This window comes from Cytobacillus kochii (assembly GCF_020171845.1).
Taxonomy (GTDB): domain Bacteria; phylum Bacillota; class Bacilli; order Bacillales; family Cytobacillaceae; genus Cytobacillus; species Cytobacillus kochii.
Window position 1 is genome coordinate 394,296 of the sequence record NZ_JAIVAM010000004.1, and the last position, 19,781, is coordinate 414,076.

The following is a 19,781-nucleotide window of genomic DNA, read 5'->3' on the forward strand; positions in this document are numbered from 1 at the left end:
ATTCTATGATACATGGAAACGGGTACAGATAAAAACAAAAAGTTTGAATTATTGTGCATTTATTGTTTTTTTCTAGTCACGAAGCTTTTCTTTTTGCAAAAATTACATCATATGCCATAATATGACCATAACATTAAAGGAGGTACTACATGAATACAATTACTTTAAACAATGGAGTAGAAATGCCCCAACTTGGCTTTGGTGTTTGGCAAGTGCAAAATGAGGAAGCAACCGCTGCTGTGCAAACAGCCATTGAAGTTGGGTATCGTTCCATTGATACAGCGATGATTTATCAAAATGAAGAAGGTGTCGGCAAAGCCATTAAAAACGCTGGTATTGCTAGAGAAGATCTATTCATTACGACAAAAGTTTGGAATACGGATCAAGGATATGAACAGACATTAAAAGCGTTTGACGAAAGTCTAGAAAAGTTAGGATTAGATTATGTTGATTTGTACTTGGTTCATTGGCCAACACCACAATTCGATACTTATGTAGATACATATAAAGCACTAGAGAAATTATATAAAGATGGTCGTGTAAAAGCGATCGGCGTCTGCAATTTTCATATTGAACATTTAGAACGTATATTAAATGAGTGTTCAGTCAAACCTGTCTTAAATCAAGTAGAATGTCACCCCTATTTATCACAAAACGAATTGAAGGAATTTTGTAACAAACATGATATTTATGTTGAGGCATGGAGCCCTTTACAACAAGGCGGGGAAGTATTACAACTTGATTCAATTAAAGAAATAGCCAACTCAGTAGGAAAAACACCTGCCCAAGTAGTTCTTCGTTGGCATTTGCAGAACGATACAATTGTTATTCCTAAGTCAGTTACTCCTTCTAGAATTAAAGAAAACTTCGATGTCTTTGATTTTGAGCTTTCGCAAGCACAAATGGAAACCATTAATAAACTTAATCGCAATGAAAGAAAAGGCCCAGATCCATCGGATATGAATGTTCGCTAATATTCTTTCATCAATAGGATAAAGAGGTAAGTGCTATAATATTCTTATATTTGCACCTCCCTCTTTTTTTATTACCTAAAGGCGTCATTAATATTATATAGGGCTATATCAATATCTAATTCCTCGCCAATTACAAGCTTTGCTAATTGCGCACCTAAATACGGACCAGATGTTAATCCAGATGCTCCTAAGCCATTGGCAGCATATAGTTTCTCGTACCCAGGAACTTGACCTATAACGGGTAAAAAACCAGGTGTAAACGGTCTAAATCCCACTTTTGTCTCAACAAGAGTGGCCGCTTGTAAACCAGGTGCCACAGTCAACGCTTTAGATAATACTTCAAGCACGCCCCCCGCTGTCACATTCGTATTAAACGGATGTTCATCCTCATGTGTCGCACCAACAACGACTTTACCATCTTCAAAAGAGAGTAAATAATGATTTGTTGGCGGCTGAACCACAGACCATTCAGATGTGTCTGCATCAGGTACGTGAAGATGGGCAATTTGTGCTTTTTGAGCACTAACTTGAAAGTTGAGCCCTATTGGCTCTAATAATTCCCTTGCCCAAACGCCGGCGGTTACGATGATTTTATCTGCATGTAATAGCTCTCCATTCACCTTTACCCCTTCTAGTTGACCATTTTCACCTACTAATAAAGCTTCACCATGAATGATATCTGCGCCATATAGTTCGGCGGCTTTTAGCAGTGCCTTCCTAAGTTTACGCCCATCTACTCTAGCCGCTCCACTCACATATACTGATTGAAAATCGTGCGACAGTGGCGGAAAGGCGTCTCTCGTTTTTTCTTGATTATAATTTTTGATTTCACCGATTTCTGGTGCATCTTCTCGCCTTTTTATCGCCCTATCTATCATCTTTTCAAGTTTTGTTTCGTCGTGATGTAAACTAATCGCACCTACTTTTTTATAACCGGTGTCTTGATCAGTTTCCGCTTCAAGTGCTGGAATTAATTGTTGATAATACTTCGCTCCCCCTTTAGCAAGCTGATACCACGCTTTGTTTCGACGTTGTGACAACCATGGGCAGACGATACCCGCAGCTGCTTCTGTCGCTTGCCCTGCATCTTGCCGATCGATTACTGTCACCTTAAAACCAGCTTTCGCTAAATGGTAAGCAGTAGATGCACCTAGTATGCCTGCTCCAATCACTATCATTTGTTGCATATTTTTTCCTCCATCATGGATAAAAGACGAAAGGCAATATGCTTTCCGTCTTTTTTCTTTCTAGCTTAAGCTTGCGAACTCTTCCACAAGCTCTTCAAACGTTTGTAACGCTTCGTCAATCGGTTTTGACGTCGTTAAATCCACGCCCGTATTTTTTAATAAGGCTAATGGAAATTCTGAACTTCCGCTTTTTAGAAACTCAAGATAAGTCTTTAATGTTTCCTCATCGCCATTATAAATCTTCGTTGCTAATTGAATGGCTGAAGCATAACCTGTCGCATATTTATATACGTAAAATGGTCGATAAAAATGCGGAATTCTTGACCAACCATATTTTACCTCTTCATCTAATACAAGGCTTTCCCCATGATAATCTTTAAATAGCTGTTCATAAATGCCATTAAACACTTCTGTATTTAACGTTTTACCTTCTTCTGCTAATTGATGCGTTTTCCATTCAAATTCACTGAACATGACTTGTGTAAAGAATGTGCCTTTAAACTGATCAATAAAATGATTAAGTAAATGTCGTTTGACGTCTTCATTGGTTTCGTGATCAAGTAAATATTTTATTAAAAGTACCTCATTTACAGTTGATGCAACTTCAGCGACGAAAATACTGTAGCCTGCCGTAATTTGCGGCTGATGCTGGGCACTCCATTTACTATGAACACCGTGGCCACATTCATGCGCAAGTGTAAACATACTATCAAGATCATCACGATGATTTAAAAGAATATAAGGGTGTACACCATATACGCCCATATTATAAGCACCCGAGCGCTTTCCTTTCGTTTCTCTTACATCAATATAACGATGTTCTTTAAACGATTGCAATGTAGAAATATACTCTTCCCCTAGTGGCGCTAACGCTTTACACATCGTCGCAAATGCCTCTTCATATGGAATCTGCATATCGACATCTTTCACAAGCTGGGCACTTAAATCATATTGTCTTAATTCATCTAACTGCAATAACTCTTTTCTTAATGCTGTATATTTGTGCATCGTTTGCAAATGGTCTCTTGTGGACTGAATTAGATTATGGTAAACCTCTTTCGGAACATTATCACCAAATAATGCTTTTTCTAATGCAGAAGGATACTGCCTTATTCTTGTGGTTGTAACATTATTCTTGATTGCCGCTGATAAAGTCGAGCCGATTGTATTTTTAAGTTGTACATAAGGCTTATAATACGCCTTATACGCTTCTTTCCGCTTTTCTCGATCATCACTTTCAATTAATTTCGCATACATTCCTCGTGTAAGTTCTACTTTTTCACCATTATCTTTTGTTACGAGTCCAAACTCAATATCAGCATTATTAATCATATTATATGTATTTGATGGTGCAGAAAGCGATTCACCGAGTTGTGATAATAAACTTTCTTGCTCAGTTGAGAGCACATGCGCTTTATAACGAAACGATTCGAGTAAGTCTTCTTCAAAATATTGCAGCCCTTCTTCTTCTTTAATATAAGCTTTTAATGTCGCTTCATCTAAGCTAAGTAAAAACGGCATAAAGAAAGAAGTTGCACTACTCACTTTTACACTTAGTTGTTTCGATTGATCTAATAAACTTTGAGCACGACTATCCCTTGTATCAACATCTGATTGTAACATCGCATAAGCATAGACTTTACCAAACAAATAAGATAAATCTTCCTGCTTCTTCAGAAATTGAAATAAACTTTGCCCATCGCTTATTTCCCCCTCGAACCCAGCTAACTCCTGCGCTAATGACTGAATGGAATCATAATCCTTTTGCCACTCAGACTCCTCACTATAAATATCAGTGACATTCCAAGTTTCTTCTACGGGAATCTCTTTTCGACTAGAATAGGCCGTCATAATTTTTAACACTCCTTAAATAGTTCATTTTTTTGCTCATATGCGTTATATTAACTAAATATATTCTATTTCGCCATTCTTAAACCTTTTTATAGTAATTAATAATGGAAAAAAGGAAAGGAGATCCAATCATGGCTATTACATTACCTCATATCGAGGATGCGAATCAAACTAATTATCTCCCACCTCAAGGTGAGATTCAACCGTTTGAATCTGAAGAAGAATACGAAACTAAGTTAAAAGAATGGAAGCTGCCTGCCAAGAAAGCGTTTTGGTTTAAACAAAAAACCCATCAACGCAAAGTAGAAATTGTCGGCTATCAAGCATACGGTGAAGAAGATGATCATTACACCATTGTAATCAAGTTCCAAGATGGAAAACTAAGTTGCATTCATCCCGCTTATTTAAAAGAAATGCAAGCGGGCAACTTTGGTAAAGAAGCTTTTGATGCTGCTGGACAACCGAACACCGCACAAATAGAAGAAAAACAGGCCGACGAAAAAACAAAAGAGCAAGCGCCAACACCGCCGAAAACCACAGCTACAAAAACAAAAACAAAGAAAAAAGAAGCAGCTAAAAAAATCCAACTTCCTGAAGATAAGGTGGCTTTCTCAGCAATTGTGAAGCAATTTGCGCTAAGCTATAATCATTTCACTGAGGACCATGATGAAGTCATTGTGCTCGATGAGGTTGTAATTCATCAAGACGACCCTTTACCAATTGGACTAGCTTGGTGCAGTCACTCTAAAACATTAAAAAAACAAGAATTAGCTATCGGAAACAAACTTTCCTTTAATGGCAAAATCGTCAAAAAGAAATTACCAAAAGCCCAAGACGATGTCGATGAAGAGCATAAAGCAGAAGAAGCAGTTCCTTATAAAATAAACAATCCTTCAAAAATTGAAAAACAATAACAAACAGAGTGAGGCCATTCCTCACTCTGTTTTGTTCTACTTTAAGATACGCAAGTAATCTTTCGTAACAAATGGGTACTGATTCGACAAATAGTTCCTCAGCCATCATTCATGCATGTAGTTAAACTATATCTATTTAACTGCCTATCTAGCTTGTTTAAAATGTCTTCCTGTTTTGAATCCTAACCTCTTTACACATCATCGAGTTGTGTGATAATAATCAAGTTTATTCAAGGTTTACGCAAAGAATGAGCGACCGTGACTTCCTCAATACAACTTTTAGGACGTCCTTTAGACAAAAAAAGCACCTCTACAAAAATATAGAGATGCTTACGTATCGAATTAGAATTGAGCAGCAGCTTTAGCTACGTTTTGTAATCCTTCTTCAATAATATCTTGTGTACGATCTGGGTATTGGTTATGTCCTTCAATCACAACTTCTGAAGGAGAAGTAATGCCCCAAAGGCTGATAATTGTTTTTACTAAGTTAACTGCCATTTCGCCAGCAGCCATACCTTCTAGTGAATAATCAGAACCTCTAGCGTTTAAAAGCATCACTTTCTTGTCGCCAGCAAATCCTACTGGACCTTCAGCAGTATATTTAAACATTTTACCTGCTTGAGCTAAGTAAGAAACATAGCTGATCAATGGAGCTGGTACAGTTGAATTCCAAAGTGGGAATGCGAAAACGATTTTATCAGCATCAAAGAACTGATTTAAATACTTCTCAACTAACGCCGCACCCTTTTCTTCTGCAGCAGTTAATTCCAACCCTTGGTTCTTTTTAAAAGTACCATTGATTGCATCATTACCATAGTAAGGCATGTTTTCTTCAAAAAGATTCAATTCCGTAATATCATCTGATGGATTTGATTCTTTATATGATTGTAAAAATGCATGATACATTTTTACAGAAATTCCAGCTTCAACTGGACGATCACTTGCGTTTACAAATAGAACTTTTGCCATTATGTGAAGACCTCCGAATGTCGTAATAATTTATCCGAAATACACTAAAATGAAATATCTCGAACCAAAAGTAATTTTAGTATATTAATAGTATCTTGTCAATGGAATAAGTTCTCTTTAACTACACTTATGATATATTTTAGGTCTAAAGGAATAACTGAAGTAAATCTCGAGCTGACTTTTCTGGATTTTTAGATTTACTAATTGCTGAGACAACAGAAACACCTGCTAACCCTCGATTTTTAAGCATTTTTATGTTTTCTAGTTGAATACCACCAATAGCGACAGCAGGAATATCAATCGCTCCAATGATTTCCTCGAGCATACCTGGTGCTATTAAATCAGCATCAGATTTAGAAGTTGTCGGAAACACCGAACCTATTCCAACATAATTTGCTCCTTGTTCTTGAGCAAGTTTCGCTTCTTCCACATTAGATACAGAGATACCAACTACCATATCATCAGGAACAACCTTTCTAACGACGGCACATGGCAGATCATCTTGTCCCACATGCACACCTGCTGCACCTACCGCTAAAGCGATGTCTACTCTATCATTAATAATCAGTGGAATATCCAATGGCTTTAATATAGATTGTAATGTTTTCGCCTTTTCATAAAAGAGTTGACCATCCGCTGTCTTCTCTCTTAATTGAACGATGGTCACACCACCTTTTACACCACTTCGAACAATATCATATAATTCATTGTTTGCTATTTTATCATCTGTGACTAAATATAAACGGTAATCCATTAGTTTTGCCTCACTCCATCTAGCCAAGTGGCTGCATTCATTGTACTAATCGTATCCATTAGCTTCACTCGAAATGAACCTAACCCTTCACCGGCATGTAAGCTCTTTGCTGCGATTTCCCCTGCTAGACTCATAGTAGCCATACCAATAACAGCACCGTCAAACCAATTTTCTGAAACAGCAGCAGCAGTTGCTACTAATGAAGCTGTCATGCAGCCAGTTCCAGTTACCTTCGTCAAAAGGGAATCTCCATTATCAATCACAACGAATTGTCTACCATCTGTAATGACGTCTTCTTTCCCACTAATAACAATGAGACAGTTTAGAACTTCGGCTGCCTCCTTTGCGAGTGCTTCAGGTGCCATTTCAATTGCCCCTGCATCAACACCACGCGTTTTAGTATTCTTACCAATAAGAGCTGAAATTTCAGAAGCATTGCCACGAATAATGGACACTTTTATTGTGCTAATTAACTCTTTTGCCTTATTTGTGCGATAAGTGGTTGCACCAACACCCACTGGATCAAATATTACTGGAATTCCTTTTTGATTGGCAGTTTGTCCAGCTTTAATCATCGCCGCAAACATTGCATCATTAATAGTACCAAAATTAATTACGAGCCCATCTGCCATCATAGCCATTTCTTCTACTTCTAAAAGTTGTGTGGCCATAACAGGTGAACCGCCCATTGCTAGGGTCACATTGGCACAATCATTAATAGTTACTGTATTTGTTAAATGATGAATGAGTGGGGTATGTTCTTTTAACTGCTGAAAGATTCTCTCAACTGCTTCACTTGAAATCGTCATTATCTTTCCTCCACCTTTGCTTTGTTGTATAACTCATAAAAATGATTTGTCGGACCATGCCCATGACCGAGTGCTAGACTATGCTCAATCGCTATAGAAATATAATTCTTCGCAGACTGTATGGCCTCAATAAGTTCTTCTCCTTTTGCTAACCCGGCAGCAATGGCAGATGAGAGAGTGCAACCTGTACCATGGGTGTTTTTTGTCTCTACTCTTCGACCATTAAACCAGTTGAAACTTTGACCATCCCATAATAAGTCATTCGGTTCTCCTTCTAAATGTCCACCTTTTAATAAGACGGCTTTTGGCCCTAATTCATATAACTTTTTACAAGCTTGCTCCATGTCTTCAACCGTGCGAATCGTCATACCCGAAAGTACTTCAGCTTCAGGAATGTTTGGCGTAATTACAGTCGCAAGTGGTAACATCTTCGCTTTTAATGCCTCAATAGCTTGTTCCTTTAAAAGATGATGTCCACCTTTCGAAACCATAACAGGATCTAACACAATCACTTTTGGACTATAATGATTTAAACGGTCTGCGACGATTTTTACAGTCTCACTAGATGACAACATCCCGATTTTGACAGCATCAACTTGGATATCATCAAACACAGCTTCTATTTGGTCTTTTATAATATTGATTTCAATATCCTGTACCGAACGTACCTCTACTGTATTTTGAGCGGTAATCGCCGTAATGACGGACATGCCGAACACACCATTGGCGGAAAAAGTTTTAAGATCTGCTTGAATCCCAGCTCCTCCTCCTGAATCAGAACCTGCGATCGTTAATGCTGTTTTCATTGATGTAACCTCCAATAGCTTTATTCTTTATTAATACTCTTAATAAACCATATCCTAAAATTGCTCCAGTAAACGAGCTCACCATAAATGCTGGTAGAAATCCGAAAAGGGTGGCTTCTTGTCCTAAAAGTAATGTACTAATCGGATAAGTCGCTACTGCCCCTATCATTCCCGTTCCAACGACTTCACCTAGTGCTGAGAAGCCAATTTTTTTCGTTTTTTGATAAAGGAACCCTGCAAGTAATGCGCCAATCATACTCCCGGGGTAGGCAAAAACACTTCCTGTCCCCATCATATTTCTCAATGTAGATGAAAGAAACGCTTGACTAACGGCATACCATGGTCCAAGAAGTACAGCAGATAATACATTCGCCAAGTGCTGAATCGGAAAAATTTTCGCTATTCCAATCGGAATAAAAATGAGACTACTCGACACAGTAGTGATGGCTGCAATCGTTGCCGTCATCGTCATTTTATGGATTTTATTCATAGACCTTTCCTCCTTTCGATAAAAATAAAAAAGCCGCTAGTTTGTATAAGCGGCTTTGGTCATCATGATATGTATGACGTCACTCGCTTCCCTACGCTAGTATTAACTAAATCAGGTTCAAAGGGTTCATCTCAGCCAAGTATTTGGCACCCCTAGCATTTATTCATATATAAAAAAATCCTCTACTTCCAAAAGGAAGCGAGGACGACTACATCGACACACTTCCCTCCACTGGTACAAACCAGATCAGGTTCAAAGGGTTTTGAACGGCATTCAATCTCAGCCTCTATGTGAAGGCACCCCCAGTGAAAACTTATAATATATGATGTCAATATAACATGAAATGATAGAAATGAAAATAAAAAACATGGGATAGAAACGATGTTGCGACATAAAACGTTATGATATGATATTTATATAACATTCGGGAGGACAGTCTATGGAAGATAAGAGTATTGTACTTATTGGGTTTATGGGGGTCGGAAAGACATCCATAGGAACGGAATTAGCTAAGAAATTACAGTGGGGTTTAATCGACACGGATGAACGCATTGAACAACAGTTCAAGATGTCAACTTCAAAAATTTTCCTTGATCATGGTGAAGAAGTTTTTCGAAAAGCTGAAAGCGAGTTGATTGAACAACTATCTGCCGAAGAAAAACAGATTCTTTCATTAGGCGGCGGTGCCTTTTTAAACAGTAAGAACCGCGAAATATGTTTACAAAACAGTACCGTTGTCCTTATCGAGCTCTCATGGGAAAAGTGGCTTGACCGATACCCATTGATTAAAGATACAAGACCGAAATTAAATGGTCTTTCTACTGATGAAATGTATCATCTATACAAAGAAAGACAAGCTCATTATCAACCATATCATCTAAAAATCAATGTTGACGGGAAAACAGCTGAAGAAGCTGCTGAATTGATTATTAGTGGGATAAGATAAAGCTAGTAATGATTATGGTTATGGTTCATTAGGATGTTTCTTCTACTATCTAAGTATTTCGCATTATCCTAAACGAATTTATGAAAGCCGGGCACTCCCTTGCTCGGCTTTCATTTGTGTTTGGTTCTTAATAAATTGCTAAATAACTCCTTTTTGCGGGGCGTTTATCTCTGGTTTTCCTTCTGAGTGACTTGCTAAACCCTTTTGCGGGGCGCTCATCTCTGATTTTCTTTTCGAGTGATTTGCTAATCCCTTTTGCGGGGCGCTCATCTCTGGTTTTCCTTCTGAGGGACTTGCTATCCCCTTTTGCGGGGCGCTCATCTTTAGTTTCCTTTCTGAGGGACTTGCTATCCCCTTTTGCGGGGCGCTCATCTCTGGTTTTCTTTCTGAGGGACTTACTAACCCCTTTTGCGGAGCGCTCATCTTTAGTTTCCTTTCTGAGGGACTTGCTAATCCCTTTTGCGGAGCGCTCATCTCTGGTTTTCTTTCTGAGGGACTTACTAACCCCTTTTGCGGAGCGCTCATCTCTGGTTTTCTTTCTGAGGGACTTACTAACCCCTTTTGCGGAGCGCTCATCTTTAGTTTCCTTTCTGAGGGACTTGCTAAACCCTTTTGCGGGGCGCTCATCTTTAGTTTCCTTTCTGAGGGACTTGCTAAACCCTTTTGCGAGGCGCTCATCTCTGATTTTCCTTCTGAGGGACTTGCTAAACCCTTTTGCGGGGCGCTCAGCTCTGGTTTTCCTTCTGAGTGACTTATTAAACACTTTTGCGAGGCGCTCATCTCTGGTTTCCTTTCTGAGGGACTTGCTATCCCCTTTTGCGAGGCGCTCATCTCTGGTTTACCTTCTGAGGGACTTGCTATCCCCTTTTGCGAGGCGCTCATCTCTGGCTTTCTTTCCGAGGGACTTGCTATTCCCTTTTTGCGATGTCATCTAGATTTTTTCTTTTATTTTGTGCACAAAGTTCTTTGTTCAACTTATAACTGCTTACTAGTAGATTGAACCCATCAGAATACCGATCAATCTATACGGTACTGTTACTTCACTTCATTACTAAATAATTCAACTATTTCTTCTTTTTTAAAACCCATTAATGATAATAAAAATAATTTCCACCACCATTAAGTGTATATTTCTCTTGTAAGAATCGTTGTATTGCGGAACTACTGATTGCTCCTCCACACCAATCATAAATCGCCGTCTTTGTTACTTTTTCTGATGGAAAAAGAATAATAAAGTCATTGATTGCTTCACTTAATGCATCATAAGATGAAATGTTCCTCCTACATTTTGAGCAATGAAATTTGCGCAAACTCGCTCGCCTCATCTGCCCACTGCACTCTCGACAAACCACTCCTTTTACCAAATCCTCCGTACAATAATCGATTTTTCTAGCATAATTCATTTCTTCTTTATGATGACTCAAAAAAGTGTGAACAATTTTTGTATGAAATGGAGAGTGTTGAATGTCTATTTGATTTAGTTCTCTTAATAATCGTGGAATTTGCGGTGGAAAAATAACATTTTGTTTCTTTGTACGGTCATATAACATAAACTCGGGATGAACAAAAACAAGTAGATAATCAAATGCAATGTTTAATTCGTGCTTAGTAAGGAATTGGTGTAGGAGGGTTTCATTTCTTTGGATTTGTAAAAGGGGATTTTTAATTTCCTTGTTTGTTGGTGAATACCATTTAGTGTCCTGAACCAAAAAATCACCACTATAATTTTTCACTTCGAAAGCAATGAGTTTGTGGGGAGTTAAACAGAGTGCATCAATTTGGAAGGATGTATGATTAATTTCTAGCAATACATCATAAAGAATGGGGAATTTTGGTGAAAGTTGCTGCAAATCATCTCGCCATTTACTTTCTCCTTCATATCCTTTTTCTAACATTTTGAGATATTGTTCATTCTCAGGGGACAATTTTGATCTAAGATGGAGCACGCGTAATAATCGGAGTTGATAAGAGGGATTGAGTGGTTTTAGGTCTGGCAAATTCCTTCATCCTTTCTTTTTACTCTATTATAACGAATTTTTAACATAAAAAAATACCAATATATATAACTTCTCTAAAAGAAAGTACAAATTTGCTTGTTAAAAAGTGTAAAACCCTTTTGTGATTTTAATATATGCAGTCATTCCATTTTTTCACTAAGTCCATCACTTCGACTTTATTCTTTCAGTTTTTGTCCACTTTTACTGCTACCCACATTTCTAGCCTAACCCTTTTAAAAAACCACTTACCATCAATGGCAAGTGGTTCTTTCTCTTCTATTAAATTGCTGTCGTAACAGCTTTTTCTTCGTCCACCTTCACGATCCAACCAAATTTATCTTCTACTTTTCCTTTTTGGATTCCTGTTAGCGTTTCGTAAAGTTTGCCGGCGATTTCACCTGTTTGTCCGCCACCAATGGTCAGTTTTTCGTTATTCCAGAATAGTTCTCCGACTGGTGAAATGACCGCTGCAGTACCCGTTCCGAATGCTTCTTCTAGCGTGCCATTTTTTTGCGCTTCATAGATCTCATCGATTGAGATACGACGCTCAGATAAAGGAATACCCCAGTCTTTAATGAGTTCAATAACAGAGTTTCTTGTAACGCCTTCTAAAATGCTTCCGTTCAATTCAGGTGTAACGACTTCACCGTTAATTTTAAAGAAAATATTCATGCTTCCTACTTCTTCCACATATTTATTTTCCTTGCCATCTAACCAAAGTACTTGTGAATATCCTTCCTGTTCTGCTACTTCTTGTGCTTTTAGGCTAGCAGCATAGTTTCCTCCTGTTTTAGCATTACCCGTTCCACCTTTGACTGCACGAACATATTCGCTTTGGACAGCAATTTTCACTGGGTTAATTCCTTCTTTATAATAGGCACCGACTGGTGACATGATAATAATAAATTTGTATTGATGTGATGGAGCAACGCCTAAATAAGGTTCTGTAGAAATAATAAATGGACGAATATATAGAGATGTTCCTTCTACATTTGGAACCCAATCACGATCAACTGCAATTAATTGTCTTAATGCTTGAACAGCAAGTTCTTCGTCAATTGGCGGAATACAGAGTCTGTTGTTCGATTTGTTCAGTCTCTCCATATTTTTATATGGTCTGAACATGAGCACTTCCTGATCTTCAGATAAATATGCCTTTAATCCTTCGAAAACACTTTGGCCATAATGAAATACCATTGCAGACGGGTCAATTTGTAATGGCTCATAAGGGACAATACGTCCATCATGCCACCCCTTGTCTGCATGATAGTCCATTACAAACATATGATCTGTAAAATTCCTACCGAAAATCAACTGATCAAATGCCGGTTTTTCTTTTTTGGTTGCACGTCTTTGGATTTCAAACTGATAATCATTCATTTCTACTCTACTCCCTGTCTAAGATCAATTTAAAGTGCTGTTAAACATCTTTACTCTTTTTCTTTGGTATTATGCACCATTGTAAACGAAATACTTTGATGATTAAACTACTACTTCGCAATTTATACGATATTAAGAATTTATTACTTTAATACTTAAAATCAATATAACATTTCCTTAATAAAGTACATTGATTGTTTAAAATATTATGAACCCTATTTTTAGTATTGTCAACACAGTTTCTGAAACTTTTCTATTATTCTTACAAATTTATAATCTCCCTATAAACGCAGGATTTTACTAGCTTTTTATTGAAATGATTTGCATGAAATATTATGCAGAAAAAGGTTTGATTTTTTAGATAATTAGTCAAGAAATACAAAAATACTCGTGACCACCTGCTCGTCACGAGTATTCATTAATGAAACCAGCCTTTGTTTTTTGATTCTGTGATGGCTTCGATTCTGTTGGTTACTTCTAACTTCTCTAATATAGCTGAGATATAATTACGAACTGTACCAGCTTTAATCGTTAATATGGAGGCAATTTCTTTAGTGCTTTTTCCTTCTGCCATTAATTCAAGTACCGCTTTCTCACGTTCTGTTAAGGGATTTTCTTCTCGATAGACATCATCCATCAGTTCCGGGGCAAAAATTCTTTTGCCTGCCATGACACTACGAATCGAATCAGCTAACTCTTCACTCGGACTATCTTTTAATAAATAGCCCCGTACCCCTGCTTTTATCGCTCGTTGAAAATATCCAGATCTTGCAAAAGTGGTTAAAATAATGACCTTTATGCCACTGTTTTTAATTGCTTCAGCTGCTTCTAACCCTGTTTTTAAAGGCATTTCAATGTCCATAATACAAATATCGGGACTTTGTTCCTTCACTAATGTAACTGCCTCTTCTCCATTGGAGGCTTGACCAACGACTTGCATATCGTCCTCAAGGTTCAGTAAAGAACCGAGTGCGCCTAACATCATCCTTTGGTCTTCTGCAATGACAATTCGAATCATGCCAAATCTCCTCCTTCAACTTGTTTAACGACAAGTGGGACAATAATTGAAATTGTCGTGCCCTCATCACAACTGATGTCCAAATGACCATTGACAAATTCTAATCGTTCTTTCATGCCATTAATCCCATTACCATAGCTTTTTTTCTCACTATTCGTAATGCCTGTTCCGTTATCCTTTACAGTAACGACTAATTCTTTATTTCGTTCTTCTATTACTACCGAACATTTTGTCGCTCGACTATGTTTGACTACATTTGTAACCGCTTCTTTTAAGCACATACTAATAACATTCTCTATAAAAATGGATGTGTAAGCTTCTTTTAATGGTTCATTGATTTCCATATCCATTTGCGCTGCTTGTAATATTTCTTTAATACGAACGACTTCTTCCTGCAATCGTATTCCTCTCATTTGCGATACCATTTTCCGTACTTCATTCAAAGCTGTACGGGCTGTTTGCTGGACATCTTTTAATTCAACTTTTGCTTGTTCTGGGTCTTTTTGAATTAACTTTCTCGCCAGATCACTCTTTAATCCTATTAGTGAGAGTTTTTGTCCAAGTGTATCATGTAAGTCACGCGCAATTCTTTGACGCTCTTCTTGTTTAACAAGGTCGGCAATTCTTTGGTTCGCGTATTCTAATTGTTTCTCTAGCCTCTCTTGTTTTCTTTTATTATAGATATTAAATGGCAACAATATCATACTCACTAAAATAATAATCACAAATGGAATTTGACTTAAAAACATGTCACTTTTAACAACAATATTATAATTAATGGCTACAGTCGTTGAAACAATGTGAATGATATAAACAATAAAAAACGCCACTCTATTTCTTATATATCCATTATAATAAGCGATAAAAAAAGCAAAATACACATACTGATAAATAATTAACATTGTCATTGAAACTGCAATCAATAAAAGAGACCATATATAAACTGGCCATTTATTAGATATAAAGGCAAAACGAAAAGTGATAAAAAAGACGACCGTTAATATAATACCAACAATAATCTCCCAAGTCGTTGAAGATTGAAAGATAAAATAAAATGGGAGAATCGTCAGGATAATCCATATGTATGGTGTCATCCCAGAGCTTTTCAATTTATATAAAAGTGGATATGACATTGTAAACCTCCGCTTCAATGTAGAAATAGAAAACTCCTTTGTTTCTTTCATACAAAGGAGTTTCTTAACAGTATTATAGCAGATTATTAAGATATCGGTACTTTTCGGTATTGTTTTACTGCACGGTAGCCGACAAATATTTTCTTCTCTTCATCCCAAAGCTTAAAGCGAAGAGATTCTAGGCTTGTTGCTAGTGAAATGGTCGGTACATTTTGTAATTGCTCACTGTTAGTATGTGCTTTCTCTAATTCGTAATTTGGGACTCTTGGAGCTAGATGGTGTACATGATGGTAACCAATATTTCCTGTCATCCATTGCAGTGGTTTTGGCAATTTGTAAAATGAACTGCCTTCAATTGCTGCACTCACATATTCCCATTCTTTATCTGGCTCAAAATAAGAATCTTCAAATGTATGCTGGACATAGAATAACCAAATACCAGCTGCACCAGAAATCAGGAAAATCGGGGTTTGCACAAGCAGGAATGCTTCCCAGCCGATGAGATAACACATGAAAGCATATAAAGCAACAATTCCTACATTGGTTAAATACGTATTTAATCTCTCTGGTAAACGAGCACCCTTTCGATTAAAACGATTTTTAAATAAAAATGTGTAAATCGGACCTAATCCAAACATAATGATTGGATTACGGTAAAGTCGATAACCAACCTTCGTTAAAAAAGAGGCATCCATATATTCTTTAACAGTCAACAACCATATATCTCCTGTCCCACGCTTGTCCAAGTTACTGCTTGTTGCATGATGAACGGAATGATCATGTGCCCAAGCGCTATATGGAAAAATCGTAATAATCCCAGCAATCGTTCCCACAATTTTATTCGCTCTGCGGCTTTTAAAGAATGAATTGTGACAGCAATCATGAAAGATGATAAATATACGTATTAAAAAGCCCGCCGCTAAAACAGATAAAGCTAATGTCAATAAATAATGAATGGAAAGTGAAAAATAAGCAAGTGTCCATAAACCAAAAAATGGTACCAGCGTATTGATTAATTGATATATACTTTTGTTACGATTCGCCTTTTCAAATGGCAGCATTTGTTTTCTCAATGTTTTCAAACGTTCTTTTGTCATATTGTAAGTTCCTTTCCTTCAATATAATTTAATAATAAAGACGTCTGAAAATACTGTGAAGACATAGGTGTCATCACGCAACCATGATAAATGTCATGTATCCATTAAGACCAACTACTAATATCAGCCTTCAAGCTCAATTATAAGGTCAAATAAAACTTTATAAATAAGTGAAAAAGCTTCGCCTATCTTCATATCTTCAGAAAATCCTTCAATATAATCTAACGTAAAGTTAATTTCCCATAAGCCATCTTTTTGATTAAACATGGGGCTGAGTCGCGCTTCATCACTTGTGAAGATTGACATAAAATAGGCTTTAATTTCTTTTTCCTTTTTCTTAGGCTGTTTTAAACCAATCAAGCAATCATAAGTACGGAATAAATCATCTACTTCAAAAGAAAGTGATTCAACATTTAGTTGATCGAACCATACGGATTCAACATAGACGAATTCATTGATATGTTGCTTAAAATAAGTGATCGGCTGCTCAAAAAATTCACTGGCCGATTCTGTCCCAAGGAAATTTTCTGTTTCTTTATCGCCTCTTTCAATATAACTATCAAAAAAGCGCTTTTTAGGATCGAGGACGTTTTCCTCTTTTTCATCTATTAACTTCTGCTTTTTTGCGTAGTTTAATTCTTCATTAAATAATAATTCTCCATTTTCTTTTGCTTGTCTAATTCTTTCAACTAACTGTTCTTTAAACATTATTCGCACCTCTTTGTCTTTCATTGCAAGTTTTACTCCTTTACATTCTACACAACTCTCTATCATGCTTTCAACAATGGAAAATCACATATTGACGAACATCCACTATCAATGATTCCAATAACCGCCATCTCATCCTTTCAATCAGTTTAGGTTGCAACCTAGCATCATAAAATTTATCTTAAAATCTTTACTTCTTTCATATGTATAAAATAGGCTGCAATTGATTTATGAAGGTTCGTGAATGCATAAACTATAAATTAAAAATGTGGTGATGACTTTGCAAATACTTCCTTTTCAAAATTTAAAAGAGAAAAACTTAACATTTGAAGATGTTTTTGAGCGCATTCTTCACTTCATGTACATCCAACCGAGAGGAAATTATAAACTGATTGTTGGAACAGACTCTCAAGTACATCCTGCCCATACTTTATTTATCACTGGTATAGTGGTTCAAAATGCAGGAAAAGGAGCGTGGGCTTGTATTAGAAAATGTTCCGTCCCACGAAAAATGCTTCATCTACATGAACGAATTTCTTTTGAAACTTCTTTAACTGAAGAAATTGTTGCATTATTTGATGAAGAGAAGAAAAACAAGATGATTGATATCGTCTTACCATTTATTTACCAAGGTGCAAGTTTTACGATGGAAGGCCATTTAGATATTGGTGCCGGCTCTCGTAATAAAACGAAGGAATATGTAGCTGAAATGGTCGCAAGGATGGAATCCATTGGTGTGGAAGCCAAAATAAAACCAGAGGCATATGTCGCCTCTAGTTATGCAAATAAATTCACAAAATAAATTACTGATGCAGTGAATACTGCTGTTCTGCTTTCTCTGCGACTGCATTCGTTAACTCGGTTGTAATTTCAGGAAGAGAGGTTTCTAAAATAGCATTCGCCATTTTTGCCATCATTCCTTCAGCTACAATCTCTAAAAAGCCCGTCATCACTACTTCTTTTTTAGAAGAATTTACACTTGAGAAAAAACCATTGCCCTTAAATTTCTCATTGATACCTGTTAAGTTAAATGTCACTTTATTAGGTGCCTGCCATCTAGTGATATCAACCTGTAGCTCTATCTTCTTTTTCATTAAGCCGACATCTACTTTAAACACCCAGATGGAGCTTTTTTCATTTAATATTTCATGCCTTATATATCCAGGAACAAGTGGTGCCCAATGGTTCATATCACTAACAAACTGCCATAGGTGTTCAATTGATACATTTACTTTTTTCTCATGATGAAAGCTTGCCATTATGCCTCTCTCCTTCATTCTCGTCTTAGATGCTACTGCCTTATTTCTATTCAAGCAGTAAGGGAAACATGCTAACGAAAACAAATTAGAAACTCTAGAGGTAAAAGCTGCTTGCTTAAAATCAATTGACATTGCTTCAGTTTAATAAAACCGTTATACCTCATCATGTTCGCTCTTTTAAATGGCAGAAAAAAAGAGAATACATTCCTACCTTATATTCTATTAAAATCAATGGACGAAGTAGATAGTTTCGATATTAAATCTCTCACCTTTAAAGAATAGCGTGCAATCTTTATACAATTGCTAAAAAAAAGATCATACTACGATTTACTTTGTCTATTTGAGCCATAACGCAGTCATAATTTAGGCTATCGTCTAATGGCTATACTACAGACGTCTGTAGCGCGATGATTAGCTTTAGATTGGGGGTGGTCAACCCACTAATTCACATTGTGTAGGTTGCTTCACATTCCCTTTATATCTCTAAAAAACTGGTTTGTTAATCATATCAGCCAATAATTTATATGACTTTAGACGATCGTCATAATCATGTGTTATTGTCACGATCATGACTTCATCTATGCCGTATTGGTCTGTAAGACTTAACAATTCTCTCTTGACCTTTTCCGGATTACCAATAATCATTCTTTCTTTCATCTTAGCTACTTTTTCTTGTTTTGCAATGAAATAGGGATGCTTAATTGCTTCCTCTACTGAAGGCACTTCTTGCTTCTCTCCATCATCTGATTGGAGATGCCATAATAATACTGAGGTAGCTATTTCCTCAGCCTTTTCATCTGTTTCAGCACAAATAACGGAGACGGTTAACATCATATTTTGTTGTTCGTTCTTGCGCTTCTCTTTAAAAAGGTCAATCGCCTCTCTACCATTAGCTTCACTCATAAATTGTCCAAAACAGTAATGTAACCCTTTTTCGGCTGCTAAACTAGCACTTTTATGGCTTGTTCCTAACATCCACACTTCAGGCTTTATTGGTGGGAAGGGACTTGCCTTCACTTTACGAAAAAGATGGTCTTCTGGATGATGGTCATTTAAAAAAGCAAGTAGTGTATCAATAGACTGTGGCCACTCTTTGACAGCTTGCAAATAATTCCCTGCTAGTGCAATACTTGCTTCAGCAGATGCTCCTGGTGCTCTTCCTATACCGAGGTCTATACGTCCTGGAAAAAGTGTGCTTAATAAATGAAAGTTCTCTGCCACTTTAAAAGGTTTATAATTCGGTAGTAACAACGCACCCGAGCCAATCCTTATAGTTGACGTTTGTGATGCAATATAACTCATCATAATTTCAGGAGAGGAACTAGCGAGCCCAGGCAAGTCATGATGCTCTGCAATCCAATAGCGGTAATAGCCTAATTCATCCGCTGTTTTTGCTAACTGCAGTGAGGCCTCAAGTGCTTCTTTTGCTGTCTTGCCTTTGGCAATTGGTGATTGATCTAAAATACTCAGCTTCACATTATCCCTCCTG

The 19,781-nt window shown here is 37.1% G+C and carries 20 protein-coding genes and 2 riboswitches; of the genes, 4 read left to right on the forward strand and 16 right to left on the reverse strand.

Features of this window, described 5'->3' with window-relative positions; all coding sequences use genetic code 11:
* Positions 1-149 precede the first annotated feature (149 nt).
* Positions 150-974: an aldo/keto reductase gene (locus LCM23_RS08420; RefSeq protein ID WP_224936536.1), complete on the forward strand. Its 825-nt coding sequence runs from the start codon at positions 150-152 to the stop codon at positions 972-974.
* Between the two features lie 71 nt (positions 975-1,045).
* Here LCM23_RS08420 and LCM23_RS08425 read toward each other — a convergent pair whose 3' ends face one another.
* Positions 1,046-2,161: an NAD(P)/FAD-dependent oxidoreductase gene (locus LCM23_RS08425; protein WP_224936537.1), complete on the reverse strand. Its 1,116-nt coding sequence runs from the start codon at positions 2,159-2,161 to the stop codon at positions 1,046-1,048.
* Positions 2,162-2,221: 60 nt separating this feature from the next.
* A complete protein-coding gene (gene pepF / locus LCM23_RS08430; protein WP_224936538.1) occupies positions 2,222-4,012 on the reverse strand; it encodes an oligoendopeptidase F in 1,791 nt (596 codons plus the stop codon).
* 131 nt (positions 4,013-4,143) lie between these two features.
* On the opposite strand from pepF, the gene LCM23_RS08435 reads away from it, so the two are divergent.
* Positions 4,144-4,926: a hypothetical protein gene (locus tag LCM23_RS08435; protein WP_224936539.1), complete on the forward strand. Its 783-nt coding sequence runs from the start codon at positions 4,144-4,146 to the stop codon at positions 4,924-4,926.
* 342 nt (positions 4,927-5,268) lie between these two features.
* Here LCM23_RS08435 and LCM23_RS08440 read toward each other — a convergent pair whose 3' ends face one another.
* The 5 genes from LCM23_RS08440 to thiW form a co-directional block, all read right to left on the reverse strand.
* A complete protein-coding gene (locus LCM23_RS08440) occupies positions 5,269-5,895 on the reverse strand; it encodes an FMN-dependent NADH-azoreductase (protein ID WP_095373199.1) in 627 nt (208 codons plus the stop codon).
* Positions 5,896-6,040: 145 nt separating this feature from the next.
* Complete coding sequence (thiE, locus tag LCM23_RS08445; RefSeq protein ID WP_224936540.1) at positions 6,041-6,649, reverse strand: thiamine phosphate synthase; 609 nt, start codon at positions 6,647-6,649, stop codon at positions 6,041-6,043.
* The gene (gene thiM / locus LCM23_RS08450) at positions 6,649-7,458 is read right to left on the reverse strand and encodes a hydroxyethylthiazole kinase (RefSeq protein WP_224936541.1); all 810 of its coding nucleotides are present in this window, start codon (positions 7,456-7,458) and stop codon (positions 6,649-6,651) included. The genes thiE and thiM overlap by 1 nt, the downstream gene beginning before the upstream one ends.
* Positions 7,458-8,264, reverse strand: a complete 807-nt coding sequence (gene thiD, locus LCM23_RS08455) for a bifunctional hydroxymethylpyrimidine kinase/phosphomethylpyrimidine kinase (RefSeq protein WP_224936542.1) — start codon at positions 8,262-8,264, stop codon at positions 7,458-7,460. The genes thiM and thiD overlap by 1 nt, the downstream gene beginning before the upstream one ends.
* Positions 8,233-8,754: an energy coupling factor transporter S component ThiW gene (gene thiW, locus LCM23_RS08460; RefSeq protein WP_224936543.1), complete on the reverse strand. Its 522-nt coding sequence runs from the start codon at positions 8,752-8,754 to the stop codon at positions 8,233-8,235. Before thiW ends, thiD begins: the two co-directional genes overlap by 32 nt.
* A 71-nt stretch (positions 8,755-8,825) precedes the next feature.
* Positions 8,826-8,918, reverse strand: a riboswitch (TPP riboswitch).
* A 42-nt stretch (positions 8,919-8,960) separates the two neighbouring features.
* A riboswitch (TPP riboswitch) is annotated at positions 8,961-9,068 on the reverse strand.
* A 125-nt stretch (positions 9,069-9,193) separates the two neighbouring features.
* Between thiW and LCM23_RS08465 the strand changes: the two genes are divergently transcribed.
* Positions 9,194-9,700: a shikimate kinase gene (locus tag LCM23_RS08465; RefSeq protein WP_224936544.1), complete on the forward strand. Its 507-nt coding sequence runs from the start codon at positions 9,194-9,196 to the stop codon at positions 9,698-9,700.
* 127 nt (positions 9,701-9,827) lie between these two features.
* Here LCM23_RS08465 and LCM23_RS08470 read toward each other — a convergent pair whose 3' ends face one another.
* The 7 genes from LCM23_RS08470 to LCM23_RS08500 all read right to left on the reverse strand — a co-directional run bounded on the left by LCM23_RS08470 (position 9,828) and on the right by LCM23_RS08500 (position 17,033).
* Positions 9,828-10,463 (reverse strand): hypothetical protein, encoded by a 636-nt coding sequence (locus LCM23_RS08470; RefSeq protein WP_224936545.1) that lies wholly within the window; start codon positions 10,461-10,463, stop codon positions 9,828-9,830.
* Between the two features lie 325 nt (positions 10,464-10,788).
* On the reverse strand, positions 10,789-11,697 hold the full coding sequence (locus LCM23_RS08475; RefSeq protein WP_224936546.1) for a nuclease-related domain-containing protein: 909 nt from the start codon (positions 11,695-11,697) through the stop codon (positions 10,789-10,791).
* Positions 11,698-11,976: 279 nt separating this feature from the next.
* On the reverse strand, positions 11,977-13,077 hold the full coding sequence (locus LCM23_RS08480) for a branched-chain amino acid aminotransferase (protein WP_095373191.1): 1,101 nt from the start codon (positions 13,075-13,077) through the stop codon (positions 11,977-11,979).
* Positions 13,078-13,495: 418 nt separating this feature from the next.
* Positions 13,496-14,095 (reverse strand): response regulator transcription factor, encoded by a 600-nt coding sequence (locus LCM23_RS08485; protein ID WP_224936547.1) that lies wholly within the window; start codon positions 14,093-14,095, stop codon positions 13,496-13,498.
* Positions 14,092-15,228: a sensor histidine kinase gene (locus LCM23_RS08490; protein WP_224936548.1), complete on the reverse strand. Its 1,137-nt coding sequence runs from the start codon at positions 15,226-15,228 to the stop codon at positions 14,092-14,094. Before LCM23_RS08490 ends, LCM23_RS08485 begins: the two co-directional genes overlap by 4 nt.
* A gap of 86 nt (positions 15,229-15,314) precedes the next feature.
* The gene (locus LCM23_RS08495; protein ID WP_224936549.1) at positions 15,315-16,325 is read right to left on the reverse strand and encodes a fatty acid desaturase; all 1,011 of its coding nucleotides are present in this window, start codon (positions 16,323-16,325) and stop codon (positions 15,315-15,317) included.
* Positions 16,326-16,448: 123 nt separating this feature from the next.
* Positions 16,449-17,033 carry a branched-chain amino acid aminotransferase gene (locus LCM23_RS08500; protein WP_224936550.1) on the reverse strand — a complete coding sequence of 195 codons (585 nt, stop codon included), beginning with the start codon at positions 17,031-17,033 and terminating at the stop codon, positions 16,449-16,451.
* Between the two features lie 274 nt (positions 17,034-17,307).
* Here LCM23_RS08500 and LCM23_RS08505 point away from each other — a divergent pair, with 274 nt between their 5' ends.
* Entirely contained in the window at positions 17,308-17,835 is a 528-nt protein-coding gene (locus tag LCM23_RS08505; protein ID WP_224936551.1) for a ribonuclease H-like YkuK family protein, read from the forward strand.
* A 1-nt stretch (position 17,836) separates the two neighbouring features.
* Here LCM23_RS08505 and LCM23_RS08510 read toward each other — a convergent pair whose 3' ends face one another.
* Together LCM23_RS08510 and LCM23_RS08515 are read right to left on the reverse strand one after the other, a co-directional pair.
* The gene (locus LCM23_RS08510; protein ID WP_224936552.1) at positions 17,837-18,292 is read right to left on the reverse strand and encodes a CoxG family protein; all 456 of its coding nucleotides are present in this window, start codon (positions 18,290-18,292) and stop codon (positions 17,837-17,839) included.
* Between the two features lie 483 nt (positions 18,293-18,775).
* On the reverse strand, positions 18,776-19,768 hold the full coding sequence (locus LCM23_RS08515) for an LLM class flavin-dependent oxidoreductase (protein ID WP_224936553.1): 993 nt from the start codon (positions 19,766-19,768) through the stop codon (positions 18,776-18,778).
* Positions 19,769-19,781 lie beyond the last annotated feature (13 nt).